Raw genomic sequence first — 23,883 nt, forward strand, 5'->3', positions numbered from 1 at the left:
CCGGCCGGGTGGGTCGGGAACCTCGGGGGAGGAGTGCCCGGCCCCCCATCTCACGAGGGGGACGAGGCCGCCGATCTGGGGAACGGCGGCCTCCCATCCTCACCACCTGAACGACCGGAGAGCGCAGAGCTGCGCGTCGCGCGACCCGCTGATCGTCAGATGACCAGCGCTGGTCCTGACCACACGCGCGCGACGCGCAGTTCCGCATCCAGCAGCACGGCATCGCCGAGCATGCCGATGCGCAGACCGCCGAGTGCGGCGCCACGACCGATCGCGCGCGCCGGAGTCTCCGTGAGCGCCTGAACGGCCTCCGCGAGCGGTACACCCGCCTGCACCGCGCGGTGCAGCGCCACATCCTGCGTGAGGGTGGAGCCGGCGATCGAGCCGGTGTCATCGGCCCTCGCCACCCCGTTGTCGACCGTGACGCTCACGGCGCCGAGGTCGTAGTGGCCGTCGGCGCTCCCCGCCGCAGCCATCGCGTCGGTGATCAGCGCGACCCGTCCGGGGGCGGAATCGAACACGAGCTTGATGACGTGCGGGTCGAGATGCACGTTGTCGGCGATGGCCTCCAGGACCACTCGGTGATCGGCCGCAGCGGCGAGCACCGGTCCGGGAGCGCGATGGTGGATGCCGGGCATGGCGTTGAAGGCATGCGTGAGGATCGATGCGCCGGCGTCGAAGGCGGCGACCGCCGTCGCGGCGTCGGCGTCCGTGTGGCCGACGGCCGCCGCAGAGCCCGCTGCCACGATCTGTCGGATCGCGTCGATCCCTCCGGGGAGCTCGGGGGCGATGGTCACCTGGCGTACCGTGCCGCGGCCGGCGTCGAGCAGACGAGCGACGGCTTCTGCCGTCGGATGCCGCAGCAGGGACGGCTCATGGGCGCCATGGTGGCCGGGGTCGAGGAAAGGGCCCTCGAGGTGCGATCCCAGGACATCGGGATCCGTCTCGGTCAGGTCGGCGATGATCGCGACGCTGCGGGCGAGCGACTCCACGGGCGCCGTCACGAGCGACACCACGGCACGGGTGGTGCCGTGCGCGCGGTGCAGGTCGCGGCCGGTGCGGATCGCGTCCACGCCGTCATCGAAGGATGCGCCGGCGCCGCCGTGCCCGTGGATGTCGATGAAGCCGGGGGTGAGCAGGGCGCCGTGACCGGCGATGGCCGCCGCGTCGACGACCTCATCGGCCGGAGCCCACTCCGCTCCCGTCCCGCGCGCCGTGACGACGCCGTCCTCGATACGGACCCAGCCGTCGTCTGCGATTTCTCCACCGTCGACGATCCGGGCGGAGTGGATGACCAGCGAACCGGTCGCGGAGGAGTGGGTGCTCAACGTGCGCTCCAGGGGATCTCTTCGGCGGGATGGAAATCGATCCCCTCAGCCTTCCACAGCGGCGCGAGCGCACCGACCCGCACGCGGAAGGAGTCCCACACGCGCTCCGGAGCCTGTCGCGGCGACCAAGCCACCTCGGCCTGCGCCGCCGCGCGCGGGAACACCAGCTGCTCGACCTCACCGAGCGTGCGCGTCGTCTCCGACCAGATCGGTGCCTCGACACCGAGGATCGCGGAATCGGGTACGTCGAGGACGGCGGTCGGCTCCCACTCGTAGGCCGAGCGGACGTCGATGATCGCGGCCCACGTGAGCCCGAGGGGGAAGTCCTCGGAGTACTTCATGTCGAGGTAGGTGACGTTCGCCGCCGACATGAGGAGGGCGCCTCCGCGCTCGACGAAGTGGACGGCCTCCTCGGCGTGCGTGCCCTCGGGGGTGGTCTTGCCCCAGTACTGCCCGACCGTGCCCTCGGCGATGTCGGCGGCGGAGCCCATCTCGTGCCAGGCGACCGGGATCTTGCCTGCTTCGACGACGATCGCGGTCGCGCGCTCGGCGAACAGGTCGAAGTCGGCCTGCGGGGTGCCGAGAGACTCGTCACCGCCGATGTGGATGTACGGACCGGGCGTCATCTCGGCCAGCTCCCGGACGACGTCGCGCACGAAGTCGTAGGTGCGCTCCTCGTGGATGCGGACGCTGGAATGCCCGACGCCCCAGCCGAGGTAGCTCTGGCCGGCCACGGGCAACGGCTGGCCGAGCCGAGCGGACTCGGTGATCAGATTGTCGTTCATGACGGGCGCCTCGACGAGTTCCGGGTAGGCGACGCCGATCGCGTGCGTGTGGCCCGGTAGGTCGATCTCGGGGATCACGATCATGTGCCGGGAGGCCGCGTAGGCGACGATCTCGCGATAGTCGTCCTTCGTGTAGAAGCCGCCGGGGTCGCCGTTCGCCGAGGTGGCGGCCGCGAGCTCGGTCAGCAGCGGCCACGAGTCGATGTGCACGCGCCAGCCCTGGTCATCGCTGAGATGCAGGTGCAGGTGATTGAACTTGAGCGCACTCGTGCTGTCGATGAACTTCTTCACGTCGTCGACCCCGAAGAAGTGTCGCGCCACGTCGAGCATGACGCCGCGCCGCGGGAAGCGCGGGGAGTCCGCGACATCGGCCCCGAGCAGGGCCCAGCCGGAGTCGTCCTGCCGCAGCAACTGCAGCAGCGTCTGCACGCCGTAGAAGAGTCCGGCCTCGTCTGCGCCGACGATCACCGCACGGTCGCCGACCTCGAGCGTGTACCCCTCCGGTCCGGAGGAGTCCTGGTCGATGAACAGCTCGATGTCCGCCGGTGCGTCCTCGACGAGCGGGAGGCGGATGCCGGTGCGGCGTTCGACCGCGTCGATCAGTTGGGCGGCGGCGGGGGAGGAGCCGAGCACGCGCGTCGTCGCGGTGACCGGCATCCGGGCTTCACGTGCGACGGAGGACACGGGCGCGGGAACGAGCGGAAGAGGATGAGGAAGGACCATGAACAAAACCTACCTGGCGGCGTCGCCCAGCGGAATGGCAGAAGTCGAATCGATTCTGCGACCATCGTCGAGACGGCAGCCTGCGCGGCCCCTCGCATCGGCTATGCTCGTAACCGTCGCGACTGGCGTCTGGGTGGACTACCACCGGGGAGCGACTGACCACGGAATTCGACCGCGCGCCTGGGCCGATAGGAACACCCCTTTCGAATCCGTTGTCAAAGGAGCACGTCATGACCGACCGTTACTTCAACGCCCCGCTGTCCGAGGTCGATCCCGAGATCGCTCAGGTCCTGGATCGCGAGCTGAAGCGCCAGCAGACCTTCCTCGAGATGATCGCGTCCGAGAACTTCGTGCCCGTCTCGGTGCTGCAGTCGCAGGGCTCCGTGCTCACGAACAAGTACGCCGAGGGCTACCCCGGCCGTCGCTACTACGGCGGCTGCGAAGAGGTCGACGTCGCGGAGTCCCTCGCGATCGAGCGGGCGAAGAGCCTGTTCGGCGCGGAGTTCGCGAACGTCCAGCCGCACTCCGGCGCGTCCGCGAACGCCGCCGTGCTGCACGCGATCGCCCGCCCCGGCGACACGCTGCTGGGTCTGTCGCTCGACCAGGGCGGCCACCTCACGCACGGCATGAAGATCAACTTCTCCGGCCGTCTCTACGACATCGTCGCCTACGGCGTCGACACCGAGACCTCGACCATCGACATGGCAGAGGTTCGCCGCCTCGCGATCGAGCACAAGCCGAAGGTCATCATCGCCGGCTGGTCGGCCTACCCGCGCACGATGGACTTCGCGGCATTCCGCGAGATCGCCGACGAGGTCGGTGCCCTCCTCTGGGTCGACATGGCGCACTTCGCCGGGCTGGTGGCTGCAGGCCTGCACCCGAACCCGGTGCCCCACGCCCACGTCGTCTCCTCGACCGTGCACAAGACGATCGGCGGCCCTCGCTCGGGCTTCATCCTCACCAACGACGCCGAGCTCGCCAAGAAGATCAACACCGCGGTGTTCCCCGGCCAGCAGGGCGGCCCGCTCATGCACGTGATCGCCGCGAAGGCGACGGCGTTCAAGCTCGCCGGCACCCCCGAGTTCAAGGAACGCCAGGAGCGCGTGCTGCGCGGGGCGAAGCTGATCGCCGAGCGTCTGTCGCAGCAGGATGTGAAGGATGCCGGCATCGCGGTGCGCTCCGGCGGCACCGACGTGCACCTGGTGCTGGTCGACCTGCGCGACGCCGAGATCGACGGCAAGCAGGCCGAGGACCTGCTGCACGACATCCACATCACGGTCAACCGCAACGCCGTCCCGAACGACCCGCGCCCGCCGATGGTGACGTCGGGCCTGCGTGTCGGCACGCCGGCGCTCGCGACCCGCGGCTTCGGCGACGTCGAGTTCACAGAGGTGGCCGACATCATCGCGCTGGCGCTCCTGCCCGGGGCCGACGTCGAGTCGCTGCGTGCCCGCGTCGACGCTCTCGCCGCCGCGTTCCCGCTCTACCCGGACCTGCAGCAGTAACTTCTCCGTGCACCGCGCAGTCATCTCTCGCCGAGTGCACGAGATGCTGCCGAGCGCACGGCTTGTCGATGCGATCACGCCGTGCACTCGACGAGAAGCCGTGCACTCGGCGGGGCGAGGCGGTCGGGGCGGGACGGGACGTTGGACGCACGGAAGGAAGAAGGAAAGAAGCACATGACTGCGAAGATCCTCGATGGGAAGGCCGCTTCGGCGGCGATCCGGGCCGAGCTGACGGAACGCGTCGCGGCGCTCACGAGCAAGGGGATCACCCCGGGCATCGCCACGGTGCTCGTGGGCGCCGACCCGGCGTCCCAGCTCTACGTCGGCATGAAGCACCGGCAGTCAGAGGCGATCGGGATGAACTCGATCCAGCGCGAGCTGCCGGCGGATGCGACGCAGGCCGACGTCGAGGCGCTGATCGACGAGCTCAACGCCGACCCCGCGTGCCACGGCTACATCGTGCAGCTGCCGCTGCCGAAGCACCTCGACACCGACGCGATCCTGGAGCGGATCGACCCCGCGAAGGACGCGGACGGTCTGCACCCGACGAACCTCGGGCGGCTGGTGCTCAACGTCAACGGCCCGATCCACACCCCGCTGCCGTGCACGCCGCGCGGCGTGATCGAGCTGCTGCTGCGCAATGACTACGACCTCAAGGGCAAGCACGTGGTCGTGGTCGGACGCGGGGTCACGATCGGTCGCTCGATCGGTCTGCTGCTCACCCGCCGCGACCTCAACGCCACGGTCACGCTCACGCACACCGGCACGGTCGACATGCCCCGGTATCTGCGCGAGGCGGACGTGATCGTCGCCGCGGCAGGCGTCAAGCACCTGATCCGCGCGGAAGACGTCAAGCCCGGTGCTGCCGTGCTGGATGTCGGTGTGACGCGTGAGACCGACCCGGACACGGGGAAGAGCCTCGTGTTCGGCGATGTGGCCCCTGACGTCGCCGACGTCGCCGGGTACCTCTCCCCGAACCCGGGAGGCGTCGGCCCGATGACGGTCGCGCTGCTCATGACGAACGTCGTGGAAGCGGCCGAGCGGCTCGTCTGACGACCGCACACTGTGACCTGCAGGCGAAAGGCGCCCGTCTCCCTCGGAGACGGGCGCCTTTCCTGTGTGCCGCGGCTCGCGCCCGGATCAGCCCAGCTCGTCGAGCATGCGGCGCTGTTCGGGCGTGAGCCCGTCCTGGAGCTCATCCCGTGCGGCTCGAGTCTCCGGTGACTCCGACGCGGCGGGAGCAGCAGCAGCAGGAGCGGTCTTCGTCCCGCCGCCCTTCACCCTGGCCTGCACGGAGTCGTAGATCTCGCCGGCCTTGGCACGCATCCTGTCGTCGATCTGGTCGTAGATCATCCACCCGAACAGCAGTGCCAGCGGCGGCAGCACGAACGCCCAGAAACCGGATGCGCGCACGCCGCTGAGCCACACCGTGAGCACCCAGATGACGAGCTCGACGAGATACACGAGCACGTACTGCACGACCTTCTCGCCGGTCTTCGTGCGATCGGCGGCCGACTTCGCCGCCGATCTGCGGAACGCACCGGCCAGCAGCGGCTTCACGAAAAGCGCGGCGAGGGTCAGCACGACCGAGGCCCACAGCGCGTTCCACCCGACCGAGACGCCGGGCAGCAGCAGCCCGATCACCAAGAGGACGGCGACGTTGAACGCGTAGAGCGCGACGAACCGCACGATTCCGTTCTTCATGCGACCAGAATCCCACATCACCGAAGGAGGGTCGAGTACGAGGACTCAGAGCGCCCGATACAGATCCCATGCACGTCGGCACGCCGTGGCGACCTCGCGCACGTGGGTGGGGTCTTCGTGGATCCAGTCCGTTCCCGGGCGATGCAGCTCGTCGACGGCGTCCGCGCCGAGAAGGTACTCGCGCAGGAACTCGGCCTGCACGGCGTCGAGTTCGAGCGCGGCTTCGGCGGCCGGATCGGCGAGTTCGCGGAATCGAGCACCGGCGGCGCGGATCTCCTGGCTGCCCAGATAGGGCGTGTTCAGCGCCACGGCATCGGGCTGCTCGACGCGGAAGCCTGCACGGTGGACGTCGGCGAGTGCGCGAAGTCTTTCCGGATCCATCGTCGGCGGATCGGCGGGATCGCGCTGATCGCCGCGGGCGTCACCGCGGTTGGAGAGTGCCACGACGGCGGGGAGTCGATCCTCCGGAGCGCGCAGGACATCGACCGCGCCCTCGCGCGTCGTCGTGGTGTTCATGGTGTCGTGGAACGACAGCCGGGTGAACCGCCCGCCGGTGCGGAGCTTCTCAGCCACGAAACGCTCGGTGAGCTCGTCCCTGGTGCGCTCGTAGACACCGAGCCCGCGCTCGCCGACCTCGACGAAGGTGCGCACGAGGCGATCGAGCTCGGCGTCGTCGGTGGGGACCTCGAGGATCGGGAAGAACGAGAACGTCACGGGGCGGATCGCATCCACACCCGAGAGATCGACCCTCTGCCAGGGGCCGGCCGCGCGGGTGCGCTCGATGGCCGCGGTCAGGTCGCCGGCGATGTCCACGGGGCGTGCACGGTTGGGATCGCGCACCAGACGCGGGTGCGGGTTGATGACGGCGACGATGCGGCGGTCATTGCGCGCCCACTCCCGCACGATCGCGGCGGTGGCGACGTCGGTGAAGTCGTACTGCAGCCGCCTGGTCAACGCGGGGGAGAGGAACGGCACCAGCTCCTCCGGGATGCGGGCCCCGGCGTGCGGACAGCTCACCAGCACATCGGCCTCGGCGATCGCCTCGTCGAGCGTGCGATGCTCGCTGTCGGCGTAGGCCGTGATCTCCTGCGCGGTGAAAGTGCGCCCAGCGGGGATGAGATCGAGGTCGCTCATGCGCTCATGCTAATGGCGGGCCTCGATACGGTCACCCCTGGGCGTGCAGCGTGCTCTCGATGCCGCTGATGCGCGCCTGCTCGTCGAAACGGAATGTGGCCGAGCCGGAGGCATCCGACACCGTGGCGCCCGAGAACGCCTCGTCGGTCCAGGTGAGGGTCCATCCGGCGAGGCGCGCGAGGTCCCACACGGCCGTGCGTGCATCGACGAGGGCCGTGCCGGAGAGCACTCGGGGCAGTGCGACGACCGCATCAGCGACCGTGAGGGCGGCGAGCGGAGCATCGAGCAGGAACACTGCACGCGTGCCGTTGCCGACGGGTGCGGAGTAGTAGGGGGAGCGGCCGGTGAGCTCGACGGCGACGCCGCCGACGGTGTGCGCGGCCTGCGCGATCCATTCGTCGTCTGCCGCCGCCTCCACCGGGAACGGCACCTCGGACGTGGTCAGCTCGGCGATGCCGTGCTCGTTGCCATAGGCCCGCAGCTGCGCCGCGACGCCCTGCGGGTCACCGCTCGGGTGCGCCCAGGCCCACAGCAGCGAGCGGGGCCCCGGCGCGATCGTGGCGATCAGGTGCGCGCGGGTGACGAGCTGCCGCGACGGGTCGGCGTTCGCGGTGAAGGTGAGAGTGCCCGCGGCCATGTCGGCGTCCCAGCGGTGCTCGCCGAGAGCGTCGGCGGCAGCGGAGAGGGCGTCCTGTCGGAGTGCGACGAACAGGGCGGCACGGTCGGCGAGGGGCTGGAGCGCGGCGAAGGTCATGTCCACAGTCTCGCGGGAAATGCTATGAATCCGCTAGTTCAGGCGGAGACCGTCGACGCTGCTTCCGGACGGCCCATCCGCCACACGCTCGGCGCCAGCAACGTGACCAGGGCGATCGACGACATCGACCCGACGATCAAGGTGATCGCGCGTGCAAGGAAGAACCAATCGCGCAAATGGTCGCTTCCCACGGCCGGATGCAGCCCGTTGCGCGATTCGGAAGATCAGTAGCTGGCGCGGGAGATTCCGTCGGCGCGGATGAAGCGCGCAGCCAGAGCTTCGGATGCTCGCGCGAGCAGCGCGACATCCGCCCCGACGGCCACGAAGTCCGCGCCGGCGGCGAGATAGGCGTCTGCCGCGGAGGGATCGAACGCGTTCACGCCGACGGCCTTGCCCGCAGCCTTGACCGCGGCGAAGACTTCCTCGACGGCGGCCGTGACCTCGGGATGGGTCTGCTGGCCCAGCAGCCCCATCGACGCGGACAGGTCGGACGGACCGACGAACACCGCATCGACACCGTCGACCGCGGCGATGTCGGCCGCGGCCTCGACGCCCGCGGCCGTCTCGATCTGCACCGTGAGCGAGGTGTGCCGTGCAGATTCCTGCAGGTAGCTGTCGACGCGGTTCCATCGGGCGCTGCGCGCCAGGGCGCTTCCCACTCCGCGCACGCCCTGCGGGGGGTAGCGGGTGGCGGCGACGGCCGCGCGCGCCTCGTCGGCCGACGACACCATCGGCACGATCAGGTTCTGTGCGCCGAGGTCGAGGATCTGCTTGATCGCGACGGCGTCATTCGACGGCACCCGCACGAGCGGGGCGATCGGATAGGCGGCGACGGCCTGCAGCTGCTGCAGCACGGACTCGAGCGTGTTCGCCGAGTGCTCCATGTCGATCAGCAGCCAGTCGAGTCCCGACCCCGCGGCGACCTCAGCGAGCAGCGGGCTGCCGGAGCAGACCCACATGCCCACGAACGGGCGATCGGAGTCCGCGAGCTGCTCGCGGAAGGAGGGGGCTAGACGAAGCGGCATGCGATTGTTCCCATCGGTCCGTAATCGCACAGCACATCATCGCCACGCGACACCCACATCGGGCGCGTGAACGATCCTGCCAGGATGATCTCCCCGGCTTCGAGACGCGCGCCGTGCTGATGGAACTTGTTCGCCAGCCACGCGACTCCGGTCGCCGGGTGCCCGAGCACTCCGGCGGCGACGCCGGTCTCCTCGATCTCGCCGTTGCGGGAGAGGACACCCGGAACCCAGCGCAGGTCGATCTCGTCGGGGCGCTTGCGCACGGTGCCCAGCACCATCGCACCGTACGCGGCATTGTCACTGATGGTGTCGACGATCGTCCGCCCTTCGAGCTCGATGTGCGAGTTCAGCACCTCGAGCGCGGGAACGGCGTAGTCGATCGCCGCGAGGGCATCCTCGAGCGTGCAGTCCGGCCCTTCGAGCGGCTCCTTGAGCACGAACGCCAGCTCGACCTCGATGCGGACGTTCGAGAAGTGATCGACCGGGATCTCCGCGCCGGATTCGTAGACGGTGTCATCGAACATCACACCGTAGTCCGGCTCGGTGATGCCCGTCGCCTGCTGCATCGCCTTCGACGTCAGACCGATCTTCCGGCCGATGAGCCGGCGACCGACGGCGATCTGCGAGTCGCGCCAGACCCCCTGGATCGCATACGAGTCCTCGACCGTCGCCTCCGGGTACCGCGCTGTGATGCGCGGGATCACCGCGTGCGTGCGGTCGGCCTCGGCGAGTTCCGCCGCGATCTGCGTGATCGTGTCTGCTGACAGCATCCGTGCCTCCTAGAGCTGGTGGCCCAGCTTGTACTCGCCCTGCTTGTACTCGGGCATGGCCTTGTCGTCGTCGGCGCGCGTGTACGAGAACCCGTCGGCGCCGATGGTCACAGCCATCTCGCTGGAGTCGGTACGGGCGACGACCGGCTGCGGGTTGCCGTCGAGGTCGAGCACGAGCGACGCATCGGTGTACCAGGAGGGGACCACCGGGTTGCCCCACCAGTCACGGCGCTGGTTGTCGTGCACGTCCCACGTGACGACCGGGTTGTCGGGGTCGCCCGTGTAGTAATCCTGCGTGTACACCTCGACGCGGTGACCGTCGGGGTCGCGCAGGTAGAGATAGAAGGCGTTCGAGACGCCGTGGCGGCCGGGGCCGCGCTCGATGGAGTCCGAGCGACGGAGAGCTCCGAGCTTGTCGCAGATCGCGAGGATGTTGTGCTTCTCGTGCGTCGCGAAGCAGACGTGGTGCATGCGGGGCCCGTCGCCGCCGGTCATGGCCGTGTCGTGCACGGTGGGCTTGCGGCGCATCCAGGCGGCGTAGACGGTGCCCTCCTCGTCCTGGATGTCCTCGGTGACACGGAACCCGAGGTCCTGCATGAACCCCACCGCCCGCGGCACGTCGGGGGTGACCTGGTTGAAGTGGTCGAGGCGCACCAGCTCGCCGGGGATGTGCAGGTCGTAGCGCCACGACATCCGCTCGACGTGCTCGGTGGCGTAGAAGAACTCGTACGGGAAGCCGAGCGGATCGACCACGCGCACCGAGTCGCCGATGCCCTTCACGAAGCCGTCCGGGTTGCGTCGCACATCGCAGCCGAGCTCGGTGTAGAACTCGACGGCGCGGTCGAGGTCGTCCGGGGTGCGGACGCGGTACGAGAAAGCGGCGACTGCGGCGAGGTCGCCCTTGCGCAGCACGAGGTTGTGGTGGATGAACTCCTCGGTCGAGCGCAGGTAGATCGCCTCGTCGTCCTCCGCGGTCACGTACAGGCCCAGGATGTCGACGTAGAACTGACGGGAGGCCGCGAGATCGGTGACGACGAGCTCCATGTACGCGCAGCGGAGGATGTCCGGCGGCGTGCTCTTCGGCGTCGCAACGGGGTTGTCGGAGCGGATCGGCGCCTCCTGGGATACATAGAATCCGGAGGAGGTCAGAGTCATGTCTTCGCGGTGTGTCATGTCAGCGTCCTTGCGTGAGGGGTCCGGTCGCACTCTCTGTCGCTTCCGCTCGTCGCGGCGACCGGAAGTGCGACCGGAACGGGATGATGCGGTCAGTTCTTGCCGAAGGTCGGGTTGTGGGAGTGGGCCGCGAGCGAGATGTGCACGCTCTGCTGGTCGGTGTAGAAGTCGATCGAGCGGTAGCCGCCCTCATGACCGAGGCCCGAGGCCTTCACTCCGCCGAACGGGGTGCGGAGGTCGCGCACGTTGTTGCTGTTCAGCCACACCATGCCCGCCTCGACCGACTGCGCGAAGTTGTGTGCGCGCTTGAGGTCGTTCGTCCAGATGTAGGCGGCGAGACCGTACTTGGTGTTGTTCGCGAGCGACAGCGCCTCCTCATCGGAGTCGAACGGCGTGATCGCGACGACCGGCCCGAAGATCTCCTCCTGGAAGATCCTCGCGTCGGGGGAGACGTCGGCGAACACGGTCGGCGCGACGAAGTTGCCCTCCTCGAAGCCCTCCGGCCGACCGCCACCGGCGACCAGGCGGCCCTCCGTCTTGCCGATCTCGACGTAGCTCATGACCTTGGCGTAGTGCTCGGGGTGCACGAGCGCACCGACCTCGGTGGCCGGGTCGTGCGGATAGCCGACCTTGACCCGCTTCGCCTGGGCGGCGTAGCGCTCGACGAACTCCTCGTAGATCGAGCGCTCGACCAGGATGCGGGATCCGGCGGTGCAGCGCTCGCCGTTGAGGGAGAAGACGCCGAAGATCGTGGCGTCGATCGCGGCTTCGAGGTCGGCGTCGGCGAAGACCACGGCCGGCGACTTGCCACCGAGCTCCATCGAGAGTCCCTTGAGGAACGGTGCGGCGTTGCCGAAGATCAGCTGGCCTGTCGAGCTTTCCCCGGTGAACGAGATGAGCGGCACGTCGGGGTGCTTCACGAGCGCATCGCCCGCGTCTTCGCCGAGGCCGTTGACGAGGTTGAAGACGCCCTGCGGGAGCCCGGCTTCCTCGAAGATGCCCGCCCACAGCGACGCGGAGAGCGGCGTGAACTCTGCGGGCTTGAGCACGACGGTGTTGCCGGTCGCGAGCGCGGGGCCGAGCTTCCACGACTCGAGCATGAACGGCGTGTTCCACGGTGTGATGAGGCCGGCGACGCCGATCGGCTTGCGGTTGACGTAGTTCATCTGACGGCCCGGCACCTTGAACGCGTCGTCGGACTGCGCCACGATCAGGTCCGCGAAGAAGCGGAAGTTCTCGGCGGCGCGACGCGCCTGACCGAGGGCCTGCGTGATCGGCAGACCGGAGTCGTACGACTCGAGCTCTGCCAGGCGCGCGTCGCGGGACTCCACGATGTCGGCGATCCGGTGCAGCACGCGCGAGCGCTCGCGGGGGAGCATCCGCGGCCAGGGTCCCTCGTCGAACGCGCGCGTGGCGGCGGCGACCGCGAGCTCGATGTCGGCCTTCTTGCCGGCGGCGGCGGTCGTGTACGTCTGGTTGGTGACCGGGTCGAGCACGTCGAAGGTGTCGCCGTCGACGGAGTCGACGAACGCGCCGTCGATGTAGTGCTGGATGTGGTCGGGGAGGTCGGCGGGGATGCGCGAATCGGTCATGAGATTTCTCCGGTCGTCTGTGCGGAAGTCGTCTGGGCGGAACGGGTGTGCAGCGCGTCGAGGAACGCGTCCATGGTGCGCCAGCGGTGGTTGCGGGCGGCGAGTTCGATCTCGAGCGGGTCTGCGCCCGCGCGGATGAGGTCGAGGATCTCGGTGTGCTCCTCGACCGAGTGCTGCGCGCGTCCGGGAATCGACGCGAAGGTCGTGTCGCGGATGCCCGAGAGTCGGGACCAGCCGCGGTGCACGAGGTCGAGCAGGTGCGGATTGGGGCACGGCTCGAACAGCACCGAGTGGAACTGGCGGTTGAGCTCGGTGAAGGCGTGGGCGTCCAGGTGGTCGAGCATCTGCGCCATGCGCTCGTTGATCCGGGCGGCCTCGTCGAGTGCGGCCTCGTCGAGCAGGGGAGCGGACAGTGCGGTGGCACAGCCCTCGACCAGACCGAGCGTCTGCATCGTGTGCGCATATTCGCTCTCGTCGACGAGTGTCACGCGCGCGCCGACGTTTCGCTCGAAGGTCACGAGTCCCTCCGCTTCGAGGCGGCGGATCGCCTCGCGCACGGGGACGACGCTCATCTTCAGGTCTTCGGCGATCGATCCGAGCACCAGACGGTAGCCGGGGCTGAACATGTATCCCGTGATGCGGGAGCGGAGCCACTCGTATGCGACCTCGGACTTGCTGGCGGCCGTCGTCGTCATCGCGCGCTCCGGTCGGCCGCGCTCCGGTCCGCGAGGGCCTCCTCATAGCGGGCGCGCCACTCGGCGTTCAGGGGGAACAATCCGTCGACGGGGTGGCCGGCGGCGACCTGCTCGGCGATCCAGGCGTCTTCGATCTCCTGCGCGACGGCATCCGCTGCGACCTCGGCGGCCAGCGCCGGCGGGATCACGATCACGCCGTCGCTGTCGCCGACGATGACGTCGCCCGGCTGCACGGTCGCGCCGCCGCAGGAGATCGTGACATCCACGTCCCAGGGCACGTGCTTGCGGCCGAGCACCGAGGGGTGCGCGCCCTGCGAGAACACGGGAAGGCCGATCTCGGCGACGGCGTCGAAGTCGCGGACCCCGCCGTCGGTGACGACACCGGCCGCGCCGCGGACCTTCGCGCGGAGGGCGAGGATATCGCCGAGCGTGCCGGTCGTGGCATCTCCTCGGGCTTCGATCACGATGATCTCACCGTCGTCCACGGCGTCGAACGCGCGCTTCTGCGCGTTGTATCCGCCGCCGTGGGCCGGGAAGAGGTCTTCGCGGAACGGCACGAAGCGCAAGGTCTTCGCGGTGCCGACGATCTTGCTGCCGGGGATGTTGACGGACACGCCGTCGATGAAGCACGAGTGGTGTCCGCGCTTGCGGAGCTGAGCCGAGAGCCCGGCCGTCGGGGCTTCGAGAAGCGCGGCCCGCAGTTCCGGGGAGAGGGTCGGCGTCTTCTCGACGGGTGGGAGACCCGCTTCTTCGCGCGAGCCCCATGCCTCGGTGCGCTGCAGGTCGTCCACGGCGGGGAGGGAGCCGATCTCGCCGTCGAAGGGCACCTCGCCCTGCGTCACGGTGGTCACCAGGCGGCCGGAGGTCGGGGCGCCCGGGGCGTCCGGTGCATCCACCTCGACCTCGACGACGTCGCCCGGGACGATGACCGAAGAACCGGCAGGTGTGCCCGTGAGGATGACATCACCGGGTTCGAGAGTGAAGTGCTGGGACAGATCGGCCACGAGCTGCGCGAGCGGGAAGATGAGCCCGGCCGTGGTGTCGTCCTGGCGGAGTTCGCCGTTGACCCAGGAGCGCACGCGAAGGGCGGCGGGGTCGACGCTCCGGGCGTCGATCAGATCGGGTCCGAGCGGCGTGTAGCCGTCGCCGCCCTTGGAGCGGACGTTCGAGCCCTTGTCGTTCGCGCGCAGGTCGTACAGGCCGAGGTCGTTCGAGGCGGTGACCGATCCCACGTGCGCCCATGCCTCGTCGAGCGGGACCCGACGCGCGGTGGTGCCGATCACGAGGGCGATCTCGCCTTCGAAGGCCAGCAGCTCCGTGCCGGCCGGACGCTCGACGGTGCCGCCGGAGATGCCGATGGAGCTGGCCGGCTTGAAGAAGTAGGAGGGGGAGGCGGGGCGCCTGCCGCGCTGATCGGCGCGTGAGGCGTAGCTCAGGTGGATCGCGATGATCTTGCCGGGGCGGGTGATGGGGGCCGTCACGGGGCGCCTCCTTGCGCTCGTCTGCGTTGTCCTGCGAGACGCCTTGTGCGTCGTATTCGAAATCATATATCATCGGTTCACCCCTCGGCAAGCACTTCGGATCCACTCCGCTGCACGCCGTGACAATGCGGTCACAACCAAAGGAGACACCCCATGAGCGGGCAGTCACAGGATGGGTTCACACCCACCGGAACCATCGCGACGGCGGCCGACCGGCGTCGCGTCGTCTTCGCCACCGTCGTCGGCACCACCGTCGAGTGGTACGACTTCTTCATCTACGCCACCGCCGTCGGGTTGGTGTTCGGGCAGCTCTTCTTCGCCCCACTCGGAACCGACAGCGCGCTCATCGCCTTCGCGACCGTGGGTGTGAGCTTCCTCTTCCGCCCGCTCGGCGCGTTCCTCGCCGGACACTACGGCGACAAGCTCGGGCGCAAGACCGTGCTGATGTGGACCCTGATCCTGATGGGCGCCGCGACCGCGCTCATCGGTCTCCTGCCCACGTACGAGACCATCGGCATCACGGCGCCCATCCTCCTGGTGCTCCTGCGCATCATCCAGGGCATCTCCGCCGGTGGGGAGTGGGGTGGCGCCGTGCTGATGGCCGTCGAGCACGCGCCGCGCAGGAAGCGCGGCATCTTCGGCGCCTCGCCGCAGATCGGCGTGCCGCTCGGGCTTCTGCTCGCCTCCGGCGTGATGGCGCTGATGACCGTGGTCGCGCCGGGCGACCAGTTCGCCATCTGGGGCTGGCGTGTGCCGTTCCTGCTCAGCGTTGTGCTGATCCTCGTCGGGTACTACGTGCGCCGCAAGGTCGAGGAGAGCCCGGTCTTCACCGAGCTCGCCGAGCGCAAGGAGAAGGCGCGGATGCCGATCGCGCAGCTGTTCCGCAAGCACCTGCTCCTCGTGATCATCGCGGCGCTCGTGTTCGCCGGCAACAACGCCGTCGGCTACATGACGACCGGCGGGTACATCCAGCGATACGCCACCGACCCGGAGGGGCCGATCGGCCTCGCTCCCGGAGCCGTGCTGTGGGCGGTCGCCGGCTCCGCCGTGACGTGGCTGCTCACCACGCTGCTCGCCGGATGGGTCTGCGACAGGATCGGCCGCCGCACGACGTACATCATCGGCTGGGTGCTGCAGCTCGTCGGCGTGTTCTCGCTGTTCCCGCTGGTCAACACGGGGGAGATCGGTCTGCTGTTCGCCGGACTCGCGATCCTCACGATCGGCCTCGGCTTCACGTATGGTCCGCAGGCGGCGCTGTACGCCGAGCTCTTCCCCGCCAGCATCCGCTTCTCCGGCGTCTCGATCTCGTACGCGATCGGCGCCATCGCCGGTGGTGCTTTCGCGCCGACCATCGCCACGGCCATCGTGCAGGCGACCGGTTCGACGCAGGGCGTGACCTGGTATCTCGCAGGTATGACCGTGCTCGGCCTGATCGCGACGCTGCTGCTGCGCGACCGCTCCGGCATCCCGCTCGGACCGGATCACGAGGAGGAGCAGTCCGTCAGCCCGATCTACGGGCTCGCGAAGGCCTGATCGCTCCCGAGCGAGCCCCGCTCCCGTCGTGCTTCCTGTCGCCTGCAGCTCCGCAGGGCGGCAGGAAGCGCGGCGGGAGCGTTCGTCTGCGCGAGGGGGGCGGGCGAAGTCAGCCGTCGAGAGCCTCGCGGATGACGGAGGCCGAGCGCTGGAGCCGGGCGGCGATCTGGGAGTCGTCGAGATCGGTCGCCACGTGCACGACGGCGATCGCGGCCGGGTGCTGACCGCGAAGGCCGAGCGGTGCGGCCACGGACTGCACGGTGGGGATGACCTCGTCGTGGCTGGTCGCGTAGCCGCGGGTTCGCGTGGCGTCCACGTCGGCGGCGAGGGACGCGGGCTGCTCCTCCGGCCATTCCGTCATGGGCAGCTGCGCGAGGATCGCCTTGCCGGGGGCGCCGACCGTCACCGGGTGCCGCGCGCCCGGGCGCTGGGCGACGCTCGCGACCGCGTGCCGAGGCTCGACGCTGGCCAGCGTGATGCACTCGGCGCCGTCGAGCACGGCGAGGAAGCACGTCATGCCGAGCTCGTTCGCGATCGCGGTGAGCTCGGGGAGCGCCTCGGCCTGCAGGTCATGGGCGACGCCCGCGGCGAGTGCCGCCATCCGCGCCCCGAGGCTCACCGCCCCGGCGGCATCGCGGGTGACGAGTCCGTGGTCCTCGAGCGTGCGCAGGAGCCGGTAGGCGATCGAGCGATGCACGCCGAGGCGCGTCGCGATCTCGTCGATCGAGAGGGGGCCGCGCGCGTCGGCCAGCACCTCGAGGATGCGGATGCCGCGGCTGAGGGTCTGCGAAGCGGAGGCGGAGGTGGTGCTCTCGGGCATGCGGGCGCTCCCTTGCGATCGTGGGCGGCGGGGATTAGAGTGTGTTCAATAGTAGAACTTTGTGTTCGAATATAGAACACGCTGGTTCGCGATGCAAGACCCGGTAAGCGACACCCGACGAACAAGCGACACCCGACGAAGAAGTCCGGAAGGAATCGACGACGATGCAGTTCCACCACCACGGCTACGTTTCCGCTGACCCGCGCGTGCAGGACGCCGCCGGCATCGGGGCGGCCCGTCCGTCCGACATCCCGGACGAGATCGACGTGCTCATCGTCGGCTCCGGCCCCGCCGGCATGCTGCTCGCCGCACAGATGGCGCAATACCCCGGCATCTCCACCCGCATCATCGAGAAGCGCGACGGTCGCCTCCCGCTCGGCCAGGCCGACGGCATCCAGCCGCGCAGCGTCGAGACGTTCCAGGCGTTCGGGTTCGCCGAGCGGATCATCGCCGAGGCGTACAACATCGGCTGGATGAACTTCTGGGGCCCGAATCCCGACAGACGTGACGAGATCGTCCGCACCTCACGCACCGCGGACTACGCCTACGACATCTGCGAGTTCCCGCACCTGATCGTGAATCAGGCGCGCGTGCTGGACTACTTCGCCGAGGCCGCCGCGAACGGGCCCGGCCGGATCGAGCCCGACTACGGCGTCGAGTTCCTGGGCCTCACCGTCCACGACGCGGGGGAGTACCCGGTCGAGGTGCGGCTCCGGTATGTCGCCGGGGAACGCGCCGGTGAGGAGCGGACCGTCCGTGCGAAGTTCGTCGCCGGATGCGACGGCGCCCGCAGCGGCGTGCGCCAGGCCATCGGACGCACCCACGTCGGCGCATCCTCGGCTCACGCCTGGGGGGTCATGGACGTGCTCGTGAACACCGATTTCCCCGACTGGCGCACCAAGTGCGCGATCAACTCCGAGGCGGGCAACATCCTGCACATCCCGCGCGAGGGCGGCTATCTGAGCCGGATGTACATCGACCTCGGAGAGGTCGCCGACGACGATGACCACCGCGTGCGGCAGACGCCCATCGAGGAGATCATCCGCCGCGCCAACGAGATCCTGCACCCGTACACGCTCGACGTGCGCGAGGTCGCCTGGCACAGCGTCTACGAGGTCGGTCATCGCGTCACCGACGGTTTCGACGACGTGGTCGACGGCTCGGGACGCACGCCCCGGGTGTTCCTCACCGGCGACGCGTGCCACACGCACAGCGCCAAGGCGGGCCAGGGCATGAACGTCTCGATGCAGGACGGCTTCAACCTCGGGTGGAAGCTCGGGTCGGTGCTCACCGGCCGCGCGCCGGAGACTCTGCTGGCCACCTACGGCGCCGAGCGGCGCCCCGTGGCACAGCAGCTGATCGACTTCGACCGCGAGTGGTCGAGCCTGATGGCCCGCAAGCCGGAGGAGATCTCCGACCCCAACGAGTTGGCGACCTACTACCTCGCCACGGCCGAGTTCCCCTCCGGTTTCATGACGCAGTACACCCCGTCGATGATCACCGGGAGCGACGCCCACCAGGCGCTCGCCGTGGGCTACCCGCTGGGCAAGCGGTTCAAGTCGGCCGAGGTCGTGCGCGTCGGCGACGGCAACGTCGTCCACCTCGGGCACCATGCCAAGGCGGACGGCCGCTGGCGCGTGTACGCCTTCGGCGATCGCACCGGCGAGGCGCTCGCCGTGTGGGCGGAGAAGGCCGAGCCCCTGTTCGCGCGCTACACGCCGGCGGACGCCGACGTCGATGCGGTGTTCGACGTCAAGGCCGTGTACCCGCAGCCGTTCGAGGAGGTCGAGGTCACCGCCGCCCCCGCGCTGTTCCAGCCGAAGACGGGGCCGCTCGGACTCACCGACTGGGAGAAGGTCTATGCGGCCGGCCCCAGCAAGTGGTGCGAGACCGACATCTTCGCGGCGCGCGAACTGTCTCGCGACGGCGTGGTCGTCGTGGTGCGGCCCGACCAGTACGTGGCGGCGATCCTGCCGCTGGACGCGGTGGACGAGCTCTCGGAGTTCCTGGAAGGGGCACTGCTCCCCGCGCGCTGACGGCCGCCGGGCAGGCGCGCCGTCGGGCGGAGATCTCCTCCTGAGGCGGAAGCTCAGGTCAGGTCTCTTCGTCCTGTGGGCGAGTTCCCCTCCGGGGCGTGACATGTCCTCCGGCATGACACGTGTCATGCCGAGGACATGACACTGCCCTCCGGTGTCGTCCTCGTCGTCCGGCGACGCTGGAAGCATGAACAACTCCTCTGTGGACGGGTCGGCGACGCGGGTCACCGCGCGACCGGCATCCGCTGCCCCGATCGATGACCATGTCGTGCTCGAGCTGAACAACGTGACTCGTCACTTCGGCTCGGGCGACCGCCGCGTCCAGGCCGTGGACGGGGTCGACCTGTCGATCCGCCGTGGCGAGGTCGTCGCGCTGCTGGGGCCGAACGGTGCCGGCAAGACGACCACGCTCGACATGCTGCTCGGGCTCACGGCGCCCAGCAGTGGGACGGTGCAGGTGCTCGGCGTCACGCCGGAGCAGGCCACGTCGAGCGGCGCGATCGGTGCGGTGCTCCAGACCGGCGGACTACTGGGAGACCTCACCGTGGGTGAGACCGTGCGCCTGATCGCCTCGCTGTACGGTGCGGAGGCACTCGGCAGGGCGGACGAGGTGATGGCCCGCGCCGACCTGGAGCACCTCGCCCGCCGGCGCGTGTCGAAGTGCTCGGGCGGCGAGCAGCAGCGGGTGAAGTTCGCGCTGGCGATGGTGTCCGATCCCGACATCCTCGTGCTCGACGAGCCGACCGCGGGGATGGATGTCACCGCTCGCCGTCACTTCTGGGACGTGATGCGCGCCGATGCGGATGCCGGACGCACGATCATCTTCGCCACCCACTACCTCGAAGAAGCGGAGCAGTTCGCCCGCCGGACCGTGGTGATGCACCGGGGGACGGTCGTCGCGGACGCCCCGACCGCGCTGCTGCGCGCCAGCCTGGGGGAGCGCACGATCTCGGCGACGCTCGGGTCGACATCGACGTCGGCCGCACTCGTGGCGACTCTGAACGCGACCGAGGGCGTCGTGGCCGTGCGGCTGGACGGGGATCGGCTGAGCCTGCGCGCGGCGGACTCCGACACCGTCGCCCGCATCCTCCTCGACAACGGCGCTCACGATCTCGAGATCGCCGCCCCCACCCTCGAAACCGCCTTCACGGCCCTGACGGAGAACTGACATGCTCGTCTCACCCACCATGCTGCGCATCGAAGGCGTCCGCCAGCTGCGCAATCCCTACACGCTCGCGTTCACCCTGGCGATGCCGGTCGCGATGTATCTGCTGTTCGGCGCCGGGATGGGATACGGCTCGCTCTCCGCCGGCCACGGGAACGTCTCGTTCTACGTCATGACCTCGATGGCCGCCTACGGCACGGCGGTCGCGATGAGCTCGCTCACGTCGCTCGCTGCGACCGAGGCGAAGCAGGGCTGGGGCCGCCAGCTCGCGATGACCCCGCTCACCACCGCCGGGTACGCGGTGACCAAGCTGCTGACGGCCGTCGCCTTCGCGGCGCTGGCGCTGGTGGCGGTGTTCGCCGCGGGCATGATGACCGGGGCGTCGGTCGACGACTCCTGGCGCTGGGTGGCGACCGCGGGGATCATCCTCGGGATCGGCCTGATGTACGGCCTGTTCGGCCTCGGCGTCGGCCTGTTCTTCAGCTCGGACTCGGCCGCGGCCTTGGCTTCGATCTCGATGACGTTCTTCGCGTTCTTCGGCAACGTGTTCATGCCGCTCGACGGGGTGATGCTCGACATCGCCCGCTTCACGCCCCTCTACGGGTTCGTGGCCCTGAGCCGGTGGCCGCTCACCGACGGCGTGCTCACGACCGGGCAGACCGACCCGATGTGGATGCTGTTCCTGAACGTCGCCGTCTGGCTCGCGCTTTTCGCGCTGCTGGTCATGGTGGGCATGAAGCGGTCGCGGGCGCGGCAGTAGCAGCGCGCGGCGACAGTAGGTTGGACGGATGACGCAGCATTCGAGGCGGGAGGTGCCGGGGGACCCCGGCACCTCCCGCGACGCCACACGGGCCGCGGCTCTCGGAGCGCCCCCGGCGGCGTGGTCGGCGCCGGGGGCGCGGAGCGCTCGACGTTCCACGGGGAGGGATCCTTGGGCGCGGTTCGGCTGGATGATGGCCGCGATCTGGTTGGTGTTCCTCATCTACCCGGTGATCACGCTGCTGCGCTCCGAAGCACCGCCGACCTGGGTGATCGTCGGGTGGCTCGCCCTGGTCACATTCGTCGTGCTCTATGTCACCGGCTTCATACACGGTATGCGCGGGGGCGGGGGACTGGGGCGTCCGCCGTCTCGGCGGCAGTGGATCACGTTCGCGGCGCTGATCGGCTGCGTGCTGATCTCGATCCCCGCAGAGGGGGGATCGGCTCTCAGCTTCCTGCCGTTCCTCATGTCGTTCGCCTCCTACGGTCTGACGCGCCTGTGGCACTGGATCACGACCGTCGCGGCGGTCGTCATCACCGCGCTGTGCGTGTTCCTGATCCCCGGCGGATTGGACAACCTGTCCGTTCTCGCGATCGTGGTGCTGCTCGGCGTCGTGAACACGGTGTCGACGTGGCTCATCATCCGCTCGGCCGAGGCGGAGCACCTCGGTCTCGAACTGGCGACCAGCGAGGGGCGCGAGGCTGTCGCGCGCGATGTGCATGATCTGATCGGCCATTCGCTCACGGTCGTCGGGCTCAAGGCGCAGCTGGTCCGCCGGCTCATGGACTCCGACCCGGAGCGGGCGAAGACCGAGCTCGCCGACATCGAGCGCCTCACCGCGGAGGCGATCGCCGGGGTCAGATCGAGCGTGGCGGGAGCGCGCGTGACGACGCTCGTCGAGCAGCTCGCATCGTCGCGGGACTCGTTCGGCGCGGCCGACATCACCCTGCAGATCGACGGAGAGCCCGGGTCGCTCTCTCCCGTGCAGGCGCTCACCGCGAGCTGGATACTGCGGGAGGCGACCACCAACGTGCTCCGGCACTCGCAGGCGCGCACCGTTCGCGTGGTCCTGGCGCCGGGGCGGATGATCGTGGAAGATGACGGCACGGGGGTCCGGGCGGTCGAGGGCAACGGCATCCACGGCATGCGGGAACGGGCGGAGGCCGCCGGCGCGGCGTTCATGATCGGCGCGGCGCACGCGGGCGCCTCGGGCACCCGCGTGGAGGTGACCTGGTGAGCGCGTCGAACGACGGCACGGAGATCCACCCGGAGATCCACACCGTGATCCGCCTGCTGATCGCCGACGACCAGGCCCTCGTGCGGGGTGCTCTCGGTGCGCTGCTCGACCTGGAGCACGACCTTTCCGTGATCGGATTGGCGTCCGACGGCGCCGAAGCGGTGCGGCTCGCGGGGGAGCTTCAGCCGGATGTGTGCCTGATGGACATCCAGATGCCGGGGATGGACGGCGTCGAGGCGACGCGTCGCATCCGCGAGGCGAGCCGGGAGACGCGAGTCCTCGTCGTGACGACCTTCGCGCGGCCGGGCTATCTGCGCGCCGCGCTGGATGCCGGCGCCGGCGGGTTCATCGTGAAGGACACCCCGGCGGAGCAGCTGGCAGAGGCCGTGCGGCGCGTGCATTCCGGATTGCGGGTGCTGGATCCGGTGCTGGCGGCTGACAGCCTGTTCGACGGCGCCAACCCTCTGAGCGACAGGGAACGGCAGGTGCTGCGCCTCGCGGCGGATGGGCGCTCGGCCGCAGCGATCGCCTCGGAAGTGTTCCTCTCCGCGGGGACGGTGCGCAACCACCTCTCCGCGGCGATCGGGAAGACAGGGGCCTCGAACCGGGCGCAGGCGGTGCGGATCGCACTCGACAAGGGATGGATCTGAGGAGGGCCGGGGCGAGCGCCGTCACGGGAACATCGGATTCTGCTCTGGCGGGGGTCGGTGGCCGCGCGTACCGTGGACGCCGACGGGCGACGGCGCCCGACAGGAGGAGTGACGGATGGACTGGAAGATCGAGCTCATCTTCGTACCGGTCACCGATGTGGACCGTTCGAAGGAGTTCTACGAGAAGATCGGCTTCCACGCCGACTGGGATCAGTCGCCCACCGACGACATGCGTTTCGTGCAGATGACTCCACCGGGCTCCGCCTGCTCGATCGCGTTCGGCACCGGGCTGGGCATCGACCTCGAGCCGGGGAAGCAGAACACGATCCAGGTCGTCGTGCCGGATGCCGATGAGGCGCTGGCTCACCTGAAGGGTGTGGGTGTGGAGGCGCGCGGGGTGCAGGATCTGGACTGGGGACGATTCGTCTCGTTCGACGATCCGGACGGCAACTCGTGGACGCTACAGGAATTGCCGGACTACGGGGCGTAGCGCTCGGTTTCAGGGGGTCGTCTCGGGCTCCGGGTCGGCGACGATCTCGAGCTTGAATCCTGCGGCGTTCTCGAGCCAACCGGCATAGTGCTGCTCGCCGCCGGCATGCGGGTAGCGGTCCGCATAGAGCGGATGCCAGCCGTGGGCTGGTGCCTCGGCCATGATCGCGTCGACGGCGGCGCGCTCGCCGCCGTGGAATGCGAGGTGGTTGAGCCCGGCGCGTCGGCGATCGTGCACGGCGTCTGACAGGTTCGGTGAGGTCGTGAAAGTGAGATACGTGCCGCCCACCGTCCACGACGCCCCGCCGGACCACTCGCTGTCGAGCGTGTAACCCAGACGGCTGAGCACCCAACTCCACTCCGCTCGCACCGCATCGAGGTCGGTGATCCAGAGTTCGACGTGATGGAGACCTGGCATCTTCCGAGTCTGTCAGGTCCGAGGTGAGAGGTGCGAGGGGAGAGGCGCGAGGCGATCGAGCACGGCTCACGCCTGGTCGTTCTGCATCGGCGACGTCGCCTCGGCT

Annotated in this window: 23 protein-coding genes and 1 riboswitch; of the genes, 10 read left to right on the plus strand and 13 right to left on the minus strand. The window is 69.4% G+C overall.

Annotated features, from left to right (window positions below; genetic code table 11):
• Nucleotides 1-155: 155 nt before the first annotated feature.
• The gene (nagA, locus tag CQ042_RS19375) at nt 156-1,328 is read right to left on the minus strand and encodes an N-acetylglucosamine-6-phosphate deacetylase (protein ID WP_105672078.1); all 1,173 of its coding nucleotides are present in this window, start codon (nt 1,326-1,328) and stop codon (nt 156-158) included.
• A complete protein-coding gene (locus CQ042_RS19380) occupies nt 1,325-2,836 on the minus strand; it encodes a family 20 glycosylhydrolase (protein WP_105672079.1) in 1,512 nt (503 codons plus the stop codon). The genes nagA and CQ042_RS19380 overlap by 4 nt, the downstream gene beginning before the upstream one ends.
• Nucleotides 2,837-2,944: 108 nt before the next feature.
• A riboswitch (ZMP/ZTP riboswitch) is annotated at nt 2,945-3,029 on the plus strand.
• Nucleotides 3,030-3,066: 37 nt separating this feature from the next.
• On the opposite strand from CQ042_RS19380, the gene glyA reads away from it, so the two are divergent.
• Together glyA and CQ042_RS19390 are read left to right on the plus strand one after the other, a co-directional pair.
• Entirely contained in the window at nt 3,067-4,341 is a 1,275-nt protein-coding gene (glyA, locus tag CQ042_RS19385; RefSeq protein ID WP_105672080.1) for a serine hydroxymethyltransferase, read from the plus strand.
• A 174-nt stretch (nt 4,342-4,515) separates the two neighbouring features.
• Nucleotides 4,516-5,394: a bifunctional methylenetetrahydrofolate dehydrogenase/methenyltetrahydrofolate cyclohydrolase gene (locus tag CQ042_RS19390; protein ID WP_105672081.1), complete on the plus strand. Its 879-nt coding sequence runs from the start codon at nt 4,516-4,518 to the stop codon at nt 5,392-5,394.
• An 87-nt stretch (nt 5,395-5,481) separates the two neighbouring features.
• On the opposite strand, the gene CQ042_RS19395 is transcribed toward CQ042_RS19390, so the two are convergent.
• The 3 genes from CQ042_RS19395 to CQ042_RS19405 are packed head-to-tail and all read right to left on the minus strand — an operon-like array spanning nt 5,482 to nt 7,933.
• Nucleotides 5,482-6,045 (minus strand): phage holin family protein, encoded by a 564-nt coding sequence (locus CQ042_RS19395; protein ID WP_105672082.1) that lies wholly within the window; start codon nt 6,043-6,045, stop codon nt 5,482-5,484.
• 45 nt (nt 6,046-6,090) lie between these two features.
• Nucleotides 6,091-7,179: an N-formylglutamate amidohydrolase gene (locus CQ042_RS19400; RefSeq protein ID WP_105672083.1), complete on the minus strand. Its 1,089-nt coding sequence runs from the start codon at nt 7,177-7,179 to the stop codon at nt 6,091-6,093.
• Between the two features lie 31 nt (nt 7,180-7,210).
• Nucleotides 7,211-7,933 (minus strand): DUF6882 domain-containing protein, encoded by a 723-nt coding sequence (locus CQ042_RS19405; RefSeq protein ID WP_105672084.1) that lies wholly within the window; start codon nt 7,931-7,933, stop codon nt 7,211-7,213.
• A 24-nt stretch (nt 7,934-7,957) separates the two neighbouring features.
• Here CQ042_RS19405 and CQ042_RS19410 point away from each other — a divergent pair, with 24 nt between their 5' ends.
• A complete protein-coding gene (locus CQ042_RS19410) occupies nt 7,958-8,164 on the plus strand; it encodes a hypothetical protein (RefSeq protein ID WP_105672085.1) in 207 nt (68 codons plus the stop codon).
• On the opposite strand, the gene CQ042_RS19415 is transcribed toward CQ042_RS19410, so the two are convergent.
• The 6 genes from CQ042_RS19415 to CQ042_RS19440 form a co-directional block, all read right to left on the minus strand.
• Nucleotides 8,158-8,958 carry an HpcH/HpaI aldolase/citrate lyase family protein gene (locus CQ042_RS19415; protein ID WP_105672086.1) on the minus strand — a complete coding sequence of 267 codons (801 nt, stop codon included), beginning with the start codon at nt 8,956-8,958 and terminating at the stop codon, nt 8,158-8,160. The genes CQ042_RS19410 and CQ042_RS19415 overlap by 7 nt on opposite strands.
• Entirely contained in the window at nt 8,943-9,728 is a 786-nt protein-coding gene (locus CQ042_RS19420) for a fumarylacetoacetate hydrolase family protein (protein ID WP_105672087.1), read from the minus strand. Before CQ042_RS19420 ends, CQ042_RS19415 begins: the two co-directional genes overlap by 16 nt.
• A gap of 9 nt (nt 9,729-9,737) precedes the next feature.
• Nucleotides 9,738-10,901: a 3,4-dihydroxyphenylacetate 2,3-dioxygenase gene (gene hpaD / locus CQ042_RS19425; protein ID WP_105672088.1), complete on the minus strand. Its 1,164-nt coding sequence runs from the start codon at nt 10,899-10,901 to the stop codon at nt 9,738-9,740.
• 92 nt (nt 10,902-10,993) lie between these two features.
• A complete protein-coding gene (hpaE, locus tag CQ042_RS19430) occupies nt 10,994-12,493 on the minus strand; it encodes a 5-carboxymethyl-2-hydroxymuconate semialdehyde dehydrogenase (RefSeq protein WP_105672089.1) in 1,500 nt (499 codons plus the stop codon).
• On the minus strand, nt 12,490-13,188 hold the full coding sequence (locus CQ042_RS19435; RefSeq protein WP_105672090.1) for a GntR family transcriptional regulator: 699 nt from the start codon (nt 13,186-13,188) through the stop codon (nt 12,490-12,492). The genes hpaE and CQ042_RS19435 overlap by 4 nt, the downstream gene beginning before the upstream one ends.
• Entirely contained in the window at nt 13,185-14,669 is a 1,485-nt protein-coding gene (locus CQ042_RS19440) for a fumarylacetoacetate hydrolase family protein (protein ID WP_105672091.1), read from the minus strand. Before CQ042_RS19440 ends, CQ042_RS19435 begins: the two co-directional genes overlap by 4 nt.
• 153 nt (nt 14,670-14,822) lie before the next feature.
• Between CQ042_RS19440 and CQ042_RS19445 the strand changes: the two genes are divergently transcribed.
• Nucleotides 14,823-16,202, plus strand: coding sequence for an MFS transporter (locus CQ042_RS19445; RefSeq protein ID WP_105672092.1), 1,380 nt, complete (start codon nt 14,823-14,825; stop codon nt 16,200-16,202).
• 109 nt (nt 16,203-16,311) lie between these two features.
• Here CQ042_RS19445 and CQ042_RS19450 read toward each other — a convergent pair whose 3' ends face one another.
• Nucleotides 16,312-17,022 (minus strand): IclR family transcriptional regulator, encoded by a 711-nt coding sequence (locus tag CQ042_RS19450; protein ID WP_105672093.1) that lies wholly within the window; start codon nt 17,020-17,022, stop codon nt 16,312-16,314.
• A gap of 164 nt (nt 17,023-17,186) precedes the next feature.
• On the opposite strand from CQ042_RS19450, the gene CQ042_RS19455 reads away from it, so the two are divergent.
• From CQ042_RS19455 to CQ042_RS19480, 6 genes are all read left to right on the plus strand, one after another.
• Entirely contained in the window at nt 17,187-19,058 is a 1,872-nt protein-coding gene (locus CQ042_RS19455) for an FAD-dependent monooxygenase (RefSeq protein WP_105672094.1), read from the plus strand.
• 187 nt (nt 19,059-19,245) lie between these two features.
• A complete protein-coding gene (locus CQ042_RS19460; protein ID WP_105672095.1) occupies nt 19,246-20,226 on the plus strand; it encodes an ABC transporter ATP-binding protein in 981 nt (326 codons plus the stop codon).
• A 1-nt stretch (nt 20,227) separates the two neighbouring features.
• Entirely contained in the window at nt 20,228-20,983 is a 756-nt protein-coding gene (locus CQ042_RS19465) for an ABC transporter permease (RefSeq protein WP_105672096.1), read from the plus strand.
• A gap of 28 nt (nt 20,984-21,011) precedes the next feature.
• Nucleotides 21,012-22,220, plus strand: a complete 1,209-nt coding sequence (locus CQ042_RS19470) for a sensor histidine kinase (protein ID WP_105672097.1) — start codon at nt 21,012-21,014, stop codon at nt 22,218-22,220.
• Nucleotides 22,214-22,870 (plus strand): response regulator, encoded by a 657-nt coding sequence (locus CQ042_RS19475; RefSeq protein ID WP_374954480.1) that lies wholly within the window; start codon nt 22,214-22,216, stop codon nt 22,868-22,870. Before CQ042_RS19470 ends, CQ042_RS19475 begins: the two co-directional genes overlap by 7 nt.
• 115 nt (nt 22,871-22,985) lie before the next feature.
• Nucleotides 22,986-23,360, plus strand: coding sequence for a VOC family protein (locus CQ042_RS19480; RefSeq protein WP_105672098.1), 375 nt, complete (start codon nt 22,986-22,988; stop codon nt 23,358-23,360).
• A 9-nt stretch (nt 23,361-23,369) separates the two neighbouring features.
• On the opposite strand, the gene CQ042_RS19485 is transcribed toward CQ042_RS19480, so the two are convergent.
• A complete protein-coding gene (locus CQ042_RS19485) occupies nt 23,370-23,777 on the minus strand; it encodes a VOC family protein (RefSeq protein WP_105672099.1) in 408 nt (135 codons plus the stop codon).
• Between the last annotated feature and the right edge of the window lie 106 nt (nt 23,778-23,883).

This window comes from Microbacterium sp. MYb62 (assembly GCF_002979475.1).
Taxonomy (GTDB): Bacteria; Actinomycetota; Actinomycetes; order Actinomycetales; family Microbacteriaceae; genus Microbacterium.

What these genes read in the sequence shown, in the direction of transcription:
- CQ042_RS19380 (WP_105672079.1), bottom strand. Translation starts at nt 2,836, where the DNA reads ATGGTCCTTCCTCATCCTCTTCCGCTCGTTCCCGCGCCCGTGTCCTCC.
- glyA (WP_105672080.1), top strand. Translation starts at nt 3,067, where the DNA reads ATGACCGACCGTTACTTCAACGCCCCGCTGTCCGAGGTCGATCCCGAG.
- CQ042_RS19390 (WP_105672081.1), top strand. Translation starts at nt 4,516, where the DNA reads ATGACTGCGAAGATCCTCGATGGGAAGGCCGCTTCGGCGGCGATCCGG.
- CQ042_RS19395 (WP_105672082.1), bottom strand. Translation starts at nt 6,045, where the DNA reads ATGAAGAACGGAATCGTGCGGTTCGTCGCGCTCTACGCGTTCAACGTC.
- CQ042_RS19400 (WP_105672083.1), bottom strand. Translation starts at nt 7,179, where the DNA reads ATGAGCGACCTCGATCTCATCCCCGCTGGGCGCACTTTCACCGCGCAG.
- CQ042_RS19405 (WP_105672084.1), bottom strand. Translation starts at nt 7,933, where the DNA reads ATGACCTTCGCCGCGCTCCAGCCCCTCGCCGACCGTGCCGCCCTGTTC.
- CQ042_RS19410 (WP_105672085.1), top strand. Translation starts at nt 7,958, where the DNA reads ATGAATCCGCTAGTTCAGGCGGAGACCGTCGACGCTGCTTCCGGACGG.
- CQ042_RS19415 (WP_105672086.1), bottom strand. Translation starts at nt 8,958, where the DNA reads ATGCCGCTTCGTCTAGCCCCCTCCTTCCGCGAGCAGCTCGCGGACTCC.
- CQ042_RS19420 (WP_105672087.1), bottom strand. Translation starts at nt 9,728, where the DNA reads ATGCTGTCAGCAGACACGATCACGCAGATCGCGGCGGAACTCGCCGAG.
- hpaD (WP_105672088.1), bottom strand. Translation starts at nt 10,901, where the DNA reads ATGACACACCGCGAAGACATGACTCTGACCTCCTCCGGATTCTATGTA.
- hpaE (WP_105672089.1), bottom strand. Translation starts at nt 12,493, where the DNA reads ATGACCGATTCGCGCATCCCCGCCGACCTCCCCGACCACATCCAGCAC.
- CQ042_RS19435 (WP_105672090.1), bottom strand. Translation starts at nt 13,188, where the DNA reads ATGACGACGACGGCCGCCAGCAAGTCCGAGGTCGCATACGAGTGGCTC.
- CQ042_RS19445 (WP_105672092.1), top strand. Translation starts at nt 14,823, where the DNA reads ATGAGCGGGCAGTCACAGGATGGGTTCACACCCACCGGAACCATCGCG.
- CQ042_RS19450 (WP_105672093.1), bottom strand. Translation starts at nt 17,022, where the DNA reads ATGCCCGAGAGCACCACCTCCGCCTCCGCTTCGCAGACCCTCAGCCGC.
- CQ042_RS19455 (WP_105672094.1), top strand. Translation starts at nt 17,187, where the DNA reads ATGCAGTTCCACCACCACGGCTACGTTTCCGCTGACCCGCGCGTGCAG.
- CQ042_RS19460 (WP_105672095.1), top strand. Translation starts at nt 19,246, where the DNA reads ATGAACAACTCCTCTGTGGACGGGTCGGCGACGCGGGTCACCGCGCGA.
- CQ042_RS19465 (WP_105672096.1), top strand. Translation starts at nt 20,228, where the DNA reads ATGCTCGTCTCACCCACCATGCTGCGCATCGAAGGCGTCCGCCAGCTG.
- CQ042_RS19470 (WP_105672097.1), top strand. Translation starts at nt 21,012, where the DNA reads ATGACGCAGCATTCGAGGCGGGAGGTGCCGGGGGACCCCGGCACCTCC.
- CQ042_RS19480 (WP_105672098.1), top strand. Translation starts at nt 22,986, where the DNA reads ATGGACTGGAAGATCGAGCTCATCTTCGTACCGGTCACCGATGTGGAC.
- CQ042_RS19485 (WP_105672099.1), bottom strand. Translation starts at nt 23,777, where the DNA reads ATGCCAGGTCTCCATCACGTCGAACTCTGGATCACCGACCTCGATGCG.